Here is a 7,152-nt window from a genome sequence, read left to right on the forward strand (position 1 = left end):
ACATTTATAAATTTTTTCTGATGATGTTTCACGTGAAACATCCGTCCTGCCAGTTAAAGCGTTTATGATCAGCCTGAATGATTCTAACACCCAACCCTTTACTTCTTCTTTTATTCTAATGGTTCTTTTTTTATTTTACCAGAAATTCTCGGTAGTTTTTCAGGCGTATTTTTCGTTTTTTCTATCACTATTATAACATGGTCATAGCCGCTTTTGGGTAAAAAACCCTTCTCAATTAATTTAATTTCGCCACCAAGCTTGAAAATTGCCTTTTTCCCTGACTCCAGTTCACTGTTGAACTCTTTTCCCTTCATTGAAAGAAATTTTCCGCCTTTTTTTACAAAAGGCAGCGCATATTCAGATAAAGCGTTCAAGTTTGCGACTGCTCTGGAAACAACCAAATCGTACTGTTGCCTAAATATTGGGTCATGGCCGAGTTCTTCAGCCCGTCCATGAACTACTGTGATATTGTTAATATTCAAAGACTGCGCGATTTCATCAATCACATTTAACTTCTTTTTTGTTGAGTCAAGAAGGGTAAATTGGCTTTCCGGCATCATAATTGCCAGAGGTATTCCTGGAAATCCACCGCCAGTTCCAAGATCTAAGATTTTCTTAGCGGTTTTTTGAATAAATGGTAGCAGCGTCAGCGAATCCAGAAGATGTAATAACATAAATTCTTCCTCATCCGTAATTCGAGTCAAATTAATAAATTCATTTTTTACGAGCAGGGCATCCATATAAGCAATCATTTTCTGCGACTCGGCATCACTGATTTCCAGGGATGCCTGACTAGCAAGACTGATCAGTTTTTTAATTCTCTCCACTCTGATTCCTCCTTTTTCTCTGCTCGAGATAAATCATTAAAACAGACATATCTGCAGGCGATACCCCAGAAATTCTTGAAGCCTGACCAATCGAAACCGGCTTAATCGCTTCTAGTTTTTCAGCTGCTTCAATTCTTAACCCACTGATATCAGAATATAAAATGTCAGCAGGAATTTCCCGGTGTTCCAGTTTTTTGTACTGTTCCACCTGTGCCAGCTGTTTTTTTATATAGCCTTCATATTTTATCTGAACCTCAACCTGCTCTTTTTCGCTCCAGTTAAGGACTGGTCTGTCATCATCGAAGTCATTCAGTAAATCATAAGTCATTTCCGGACGCTTTAAAATTTCAAAAAGTGACAGGCTTTTCTTTATTGGTGTACTGCCAAGATTCGTCATTTTTTGATTGTTTTCCGCGGTCGGTTTAATAACAATCTGCGAAAGACGGTTAATTTCATTTTCCACCGTTTCTTTTTTCTTATTAAATCTGCTATAGCGCTCCTCATTAATCAATCCGGCCTCATATCCAAGAGGTGTCAGCCGAAGATCTGCATTATCCTGACGTAATAAGAGCCTGTATTCACAGCGAGAAGTCATCATCCGATAGGGTTCATCGATCCCTTTAGTAATAATATCATCAATCAGTACCCCGATATAAGCCTGGGACCGATCAAGGATCAGTGGTTCTTCATTTTTAAGCAGTTTAACGGCATTGATGCCGGCTATTAAGCCTTGTGCCCCAGCTTCTTCATAACCAGAAGTCCCATTAATCTGGCCGGCAAAAAATAAGCCATTAATATCCTTTAATTCCAGACTGGCTTTAAGACGAGTAGGATGGATACAATCATATTCAATGGCATAGGCCGAACGCATGAATTCTACCTTTTCCATCCCAGGAACCGTTCGATAAAGGGCAATCTGAATATCCTCCGGAAGCGAAGAAGACATTCCCTGAACATAAATTTCATTGGTATTAAGGCCTTCAGGTTCGATAAAAATCTGATGTCTGTCCTTATCATGAAAGCGCATGACCTTGGTTTCGATTGATGGACAATAGCGCGGACCAATTCCAGTCACTTCACCATTATAGAGGGGAGATCGGTCAATATTACTATTAATAATTTCATGTGTTTTTTCATTGGTATAAGTCAGATAACAGGGGACCTGTTCAATATTAATGGAATCTGTTTCAAACGAAAAAGGAATAATGGTATCATCACCATTTTGGATAACCATTTTTTCAAAGTCCAAGGTTTTGGCATCCACTCGCGCTGGTGTTCCGGTTTTAAAACGTTGAAGTTCTATTCCGTTATTTTCAAGGCTTTCTGATAAAAACATCGCTGGAAATAATCCATTTGGACCGCCATCATAGGCGACATCGCCGATAATAATACGACCTTTTAAATAAGTTCCGCTGCAAATAATTGCTGCCCGACAGGAATAAACAGCACCAGTCAATACTTTAACACCAGTAATTTTACCGTCTTCAATCATTAGTTCTGTGGCTTCCTGTTGTTTTAATAGTAAATTAGCCTGGTTTTCAATAACCTCTTTCATTCGAAACTGGTAATTTTTCTTATCGGCCTGGGCTCTTAAGGAATGAACTGCCGGCCCCTTGGCTGTATTGAGCATTTTAGCCTGGATCATGGTTGCATCGATATTTTTTCCCATTTCGCCACCCAGGGCATCAATTTCCCTGACTAAATGACCCTTTCCAGTACCGCCAATAGAGGGGTTACATGGCATCATCGCTACTGAATCCAGATTTATCGTTAATAAAAGGGTGCTATACCCCATTCTTGCTGTTGCCAGTGCCGCCTCACAACCGGCATGGCCGGCTCCGACCACTACAATATCGTAGTTTCCGCCTTGATATGTCATTTTTTCCTCTACTTTCCAATACAGAAATTTTTAAAAATCTGATTGATAATATCCATTCCCACTGCTTTTCCAGTAATCTCTCTTAAACTCTCTAAAGCATTCATCACATCAATTGAAATCAACTCCACCGGCATCCCACTTTCCATTGTCTCTAATGCGTTTAAAAGATTTTCTTTGGTTAGATTCAACTGTCTGATATGACGGCTGTTGGTCACCAGGTAATCAGCATCCTGGTTAACTGATCCTGAATAGATCATTTCAACCATTTTTTCCTGCAAAAGATGAATCCCTTCTTCTGAAATTAAAGACATCGGAATCCAGGGATCAGTCATAAGCTCATCCTGTTTTAAGTCTGTTTTATTGGCAATATAAATGGTATTTTTATTTTTTAAGAGTTCCATCAGTTCCTTTTCACGTTCCGATAAAGATTTTGATATATCCCGCATGAAAATGACCAGATTAGCATCTTTAAGCAATGCCTTGGATTTCTCCACCCCGATGCGTTCAACTTCATTTTCAGTTTCTCTAATTCCAGCAGTATCAATAATTTTAAAAGGAATACCCCTTATATTGATGTATTCTTCAATAATATCACGGGTCGTTCCGGGAATATCGGTGACAATAGCCTTATTTTCCATCAGCAGGGTATTGAGTAGAGATGATTTACCAACATTGGGCTCACCGAGAATTGCAGTCGTGATCCCTTCCCGATATATTTTTCCGGCTTCTGATCCTTCCAGAACCTGATCAATTTTTTTGATTGCTTTAGCAACAGATTCCTTAATCTGTGCTGAAGTGACTTCCTCAATATCAAACTCCGGATAATCGATCGTCGCTTCCATATGAGAAAGAATAGCAAGCATTTCCTGGTCAATCTCTTCTAAATGAATAGAAAGCTTACCTTCCAGTTGCGAAACAGAATATTTTAAACCTTCTTCTGTTTTAGCATTTATAATATCCATGACAGCTTCTGCCTGTGTCAGATCAAGTCGACCATTTAAAAATGCTCTCTTGGTAAACTCCCCTGGTTCAGCCATTCTGATTCCCGATTCGAGAAGGAGGTTTAATATCTTTCTCATCGGTACAATCCCACCATGACAATTGATTTCCACCACATCTTCGGCCGTATAGGAATGAGGTTTAACCATTTTCGAAACCAGAACCTCATCGATATCCAAACCGATTTTCGGGTCAAACATCTGTCCATATAAAAGCTGATGGGATGATGCGTCTGACAAAGTTTTTCCTTTAGGATTTTTAAAGAGCGGCTCCACTTTTAATACCGCCTCGTCACCACTGACACGAATGATGCCAATCCCGGCACCACCAAGTCCTGTGGCCACAGCAGCAATAGTATCTTCGTTTAATAATTGTTCTTTCATTTTTTCTCCTGAAACATTTTCTAACACTTTATAATATAATAAAGACCTTTATAAAACAAGAATAAACCATTTGTTAATGACTTATAAATTAATTTATTCTGCAATACAGATTACGATAAATTTTTTGCTAAAGAAAAAGCTTCGGATATGAGATCAAGGTAACTTGAATTCATATCCGAAGCTTTATTTTAACAATAACTGTTAATTCCGATCTTTCATCTGAATGACCACGTGACGATAAGGTTCATCCCCTTCGCTGTAAGTAAAAACGTTAGGATGATTTTGAAGTTTAGCATGAATAACCCGGCGTTCAGACGCATTCATAGGCTCCAGGACCATCTTCTTACGATAATATACGGCTTTTCCAGCCATTTTTTCACCTAATGCTTCAAGGGTTTTTTCCCGCTTGGCTCGGTAATTTTCTGTATCCAGTACAACCCGAACATATTCATCAATATCACGATTAATCACCAGACTGACAAGGTACTGGATAGAATCCAGAGTTTGACCACGTCGGCCAATCAGAACGCCCATATTATTGCCTTCAAGGTTAATGAACAAAACTTTATCATCAAGGTTAGTCGTGATTTTACAGGGAATTTCCATAGCATTAAAAACATCAGTCAGAAAAGTACGCGCCTTCTCCTGAGGATCGTTTTTAAGGGTAAGCTCAACAATAGCTTCTTTTTTACCAAAAAGCTTCATAAAACCGCTATCCGGCACCTGCAGTATATTTACATCGACTTGCTCTTTTGTCACACCAAGTTCCTGTAATCCATTGTTTATCGCTTCTTCAACTGTTTTTCCGGTACCTGTTACAATCTCGTTCATGATCCCTCTCCTTAGTTTATTTTTAGCCGGTCACCTTATGCTTTATCATCATCCCTTTCAGGAATCTCGGAAACCGGTTTTTTTCTGCTTTCATTCCGATTATTAGACTTGATTTTCTTTTTTGTTGCCGGCTTAGTCAATGGTTCTTTCCGCTCCGGTTTGTCGTTTTGATTATCCTGCTGACTCATACCAGAACGTTTGGCAGCCAGATCCGCTTTTCTTTCCTTTTCCGCTTCCTGTACCCGACGCTCAGCTTCTTCCGGGGAAATTTCCGGTTCAGGAATCCGCATCATAACAAACTGCTGGACAAAAGTAAAGATATTCTGAACTACCCAGTAAAGGGCAACTCCGGCGGGTAATCTGATAGAAATGTAACCAATCATAATCGGCATCATATAAAGCATAACCTTTTGAGTTTTAGCATTAGGATCATCCGGATTCATCGAACTGTTAGCCATTGTAAATTTCTGCGAAATAAATGTAAATAAAGCAGCCAGAATCGGTAAAACATAAATAGGATCCGGACTGTTTAAATTATCAATCCATAAAAATGACATATTGACTGAATCGATCATTCCATTTGAAAATACCCAGGTTTCAGGCGCTCTCAAAGTTCCATAAAGACCAATTAAAATAGGAAACTGAAGTAATAAAGGCAGACAACCCGCAGCCGGATTAACTTTATAAACCTTATAAAGCTTTAGCGTTTCTTCATTTAGTTTTTCTTTATTATTCTTGTATTTCTTATTTAATTTCTGTAACTCAGGCTGAAGCCTTTGCATATCCTTCATGGATTTGGTCTGCTTGATGTTAAGTGGCAACAGCAAAAGTTTTACGATAATCGTAAAGACAATGATTGAGACACCATAATTACCAATCAGATTATAAAGCTGCAAAAGCAAAAAGCCAAAAATCTGGTATAAAAAATCCATTTAACAACTCCTTCATTTTGACATCAGGGAAGTGGATCATATCCTCCAGGATTAAAGGGATGACAACGGAGAATCCGTCTCACACCCAGATAAACCCCTTTGAAAACGCCATATTTTTCAACGGCGCCAATAAAGTATTCTGAACAGGTTGGTCGAAACCGGCAGTTATTTCCCAGCAATGGCGAAATAAACCGCTGATAGATTCTTACAGGTATAATAATCAGTTTCTTAACCATTTTTTTTCCTCATCAGATTCTTCTTATAAAACAAATGTTTCAGCGATTTTTCAATCTCTGTGTATTCGGTATTTAAAAGCGCTTGTTTACCAATTATAATGATATCGTAACCATTAAAAAAAAGTTCCTGATTCAAACGGTAGGCTTCCCTGATCTGACGCCTTAACCGATTTCTAACAACCGCCTTCTTTGAGATCTTTTTACTGACAATAATACCAATTCTATTTTCTTCCAATCCATTTTTTAGAAAATAAAAAGCAAAAGCCTTATTTCCAAAAACACTGCCCTTATTAAAAACATTTTTAAAATCATTCTGTTTTTTAAGGGATGTCAGCTTCATAGAAGAAATACTCCTTTTTATTAAATAAAAGACCGCTTTTTAAAAACGGTCTATCACAGCTTATGCAGATAATTTTTCTCTTCCTTTTTGTCTTCTCTTTTTAAGAATAAGTCGACCGTTTCTGGTTGACATTCTCTTTCTGAAACCATGCTCTTTTTTTCTCTGTCTAACCTTCGGCTGATAAGTTCTTTTCATCTCGACACCCCCTGACTTGTTAATTTATCTCATTTGTTTATAAGCGAACAAAACTTTTACCCTAGAATTATATAATCTTAGCCTTTTGATGTCAAGTAAATCTTATTTTTTATCCACAGGGTTTAATGAAAAATAACTTTCTTTAATTAAGTAAGCGTTTTTTTTATATTCTCTATTGTAACCTGAAAATATAAATGTAATCAATCAAAATTCGCTTATTAATTGAATCGTTATCCACATTTTGATATACTAGAGGTACTAAATCTTGATTTTCTGTGGATAAGTATCTTTTTATTTTCAACTAATCCACATTTTGCAATAATCTGTGGATTAGTTGGGGATAACTTGTCGATTAAAGATAGAATATGCGGTTTAATCTCATTTTTATTGTTAGCGATCTGATTAGGTTATCCACATTATTATAATTATTTTGCTTGATTTATTTTTAAATTCACAGTAAAATAGAGGTCCTGTGTATAAAACATTCTTTTATCCACAGAAAAAAACTTTGAAAGCAGAGGTTCCTCATT

Annotated in this window: 8 protein-coding genes; all 8 read right to left on the bottom strand. The window is 37.5% G+C overall.

The annotated features are described in order from the left end of the window. Nucleotides 1–110: 110 nt before the first annotated feature. The 8 genes from rsmG to rpmH all read right to left on the bottom strand — a co-directional run bounded on the left by rsmG (nt 111) and on the right by rpmH (nt 6,622). Nucleotides 111–827, bottom strand: coding sequence for a 16S rRNA (guanine(527)-N(7))-methyltransferase RsmG (gene rsmG / locus Q5O24_15570; protein ID WKY47744.1), 717 nt, complete (start codon nt 825–827; stop codon nt 111–113). After that, nucleotides 814–2,706 carry a tRNA uridine-5-carboxymethylaminomethyl(34) synthesis enzyme MnmG gene (mnmG, locus tag Q5O24_15575; GenBank protein WKY47745.1) on the bottom strand — a complete coding sequence of 631 codons (1,893 nt, stop codon included), beginning with the start codon at nt 2,704–2,706 and terminating at the stop codon, nt 814–816. The genes rsmG and mnmG overlap by 14 nt, the downstream gene beginning before the upstream one ends. Nucleotides 2,707–2,714: 8 nt before the next feature. Next, nucleotides 2,715–4,088, bottom strand: a complete 1,374-nt coding sequence (gene mnmE / locus Q5O24_15580; GenBank protein ID WKY47746.1) for a tRNA uridine-5-carboxymethylaminomethyl(34) synthesis GTPase MnmE — start codon at nt 4,086–4,088, stop codon at nt 2,715–2,717. A gap of 201 nt (nt 4,089–4,289) precedes the next feature. Then, a complete protein-coding gene (jag, locus tag Q5O24_15585) occupies nt 4,290–4,919 on the bottom strand; it encodes an RNA-binding cell elongation regulator Jag/EloR (protein WKY47747.1) in 630 nt (209 codons plus the stop codon). 35 nt (nt 4,920–4,954) lie between these two features. Next, complete coding sequence (locus tag Q5O24_15590; protein WKY47748.1) at nt 4,955–5,851, bottom strand: YidC/Oxa1 family membrane protein insertase; 897 nt, start codon at nt 5,849–5,851, stop codon at nt 4,955–4,957. 23 nt (nt 5,852–5,874) lie between these two features. Then, nucleotides 5,875–6,087 carry a membrane protein insertion efficiency factor YidD gene (gene yidD / locus Q5O24_15595; GenBank protein ID WKY47749.1) on the bottom strand — a complete coding sequence of 71 codons (213 nt, stop codon included), beginning with the start codon at nt 6,085–6,087 and terminating at the stop codon, nt 5,875–5,877. Continuing rightward, a complete protein-coding gene (gene rnpA, locus Q5O24_15600; protein WKY47750.1) occupies nt 6,080–6,427 on the bottom strand; it encodes a ribonuclease P protein component in 348 nt (115 codons plus the stop codon). Before rnpA ends, yidD begins: the two co-directional genes overlap by 8 nt. A 60-nt stretch (nt 6,428–6,487) precedes the next feature. Beyond that, nucleotides 6,488–6,622, bottom strand: coding sequence for a 50S ribosomal protein L34 (gene rpmH / locus Q5O24_15605; protein ID WKY47751.1), 135 nt, complete (start codon nt 6,620–6,622; stop codon nt 6,488–6,490). Nucleotides 6,623–7,152: the final 530 nt, after the last annotated feature.

It is taken from the genome of Eubacteriaceae bacterium ES3 (assembly GCA_030586155.1).
Lineage (GTDB): Bacteria > Bacillota > Clostridia > Eubacteriales > Eubacteriaceae > Acetobacterium.

Excerpts from the sequence above, each read along its gene's own strand:
- Q5O24_15590 (WKY47748.1), bottom strand. The coding sequence starts at position 5,851 with ATGGATTTTTTATACCAGATTTTTGGCTTTTTGCTTTTGCAGCTTTAT.
- yidD (WKY47749.1), bottom strand. The coding sequence starts at position 6,087 with ATGGTTAAGAAACTGATTATTATACCTGTAAGAATCTATCAGCGGTTT.
- mnmG (WKY47745.1), bottom strand. The coding sequence starts at position 2,706 with ATGACATATCAAGGCGGAAACTACGATATTGTAGTGGTCGGAGCCGGC.
- rnpA (WKY47750.1), bottom strand. The coding sequence starts at position 6,427 with ATGAAGCTGACATCCCTTAAAAAACAGAATGATTTTAAAAATGTTTTT.
- jag (WKY47747.1), bottom strand. The coding sequence starts at position 4,919 with ATGAACGAGATTGTAACAGGTACCGGAAAAACAGTTGAAGAAGCGATA.
- mnmE (WKY47746.1), bottom strand. The coding sequence starts at position 4,088 with ATGAAAGAACAATTATTAAACGAAGATACTATTGCTGCTGTGGCCACA.
- rpmH (WKY47751.1), bottom strand. The coding sequence starts at position 6,622 with ATGAAAAGAACTTATCAGCCGAAGGTTAGACAGAGAAAAAAAGAGCAT.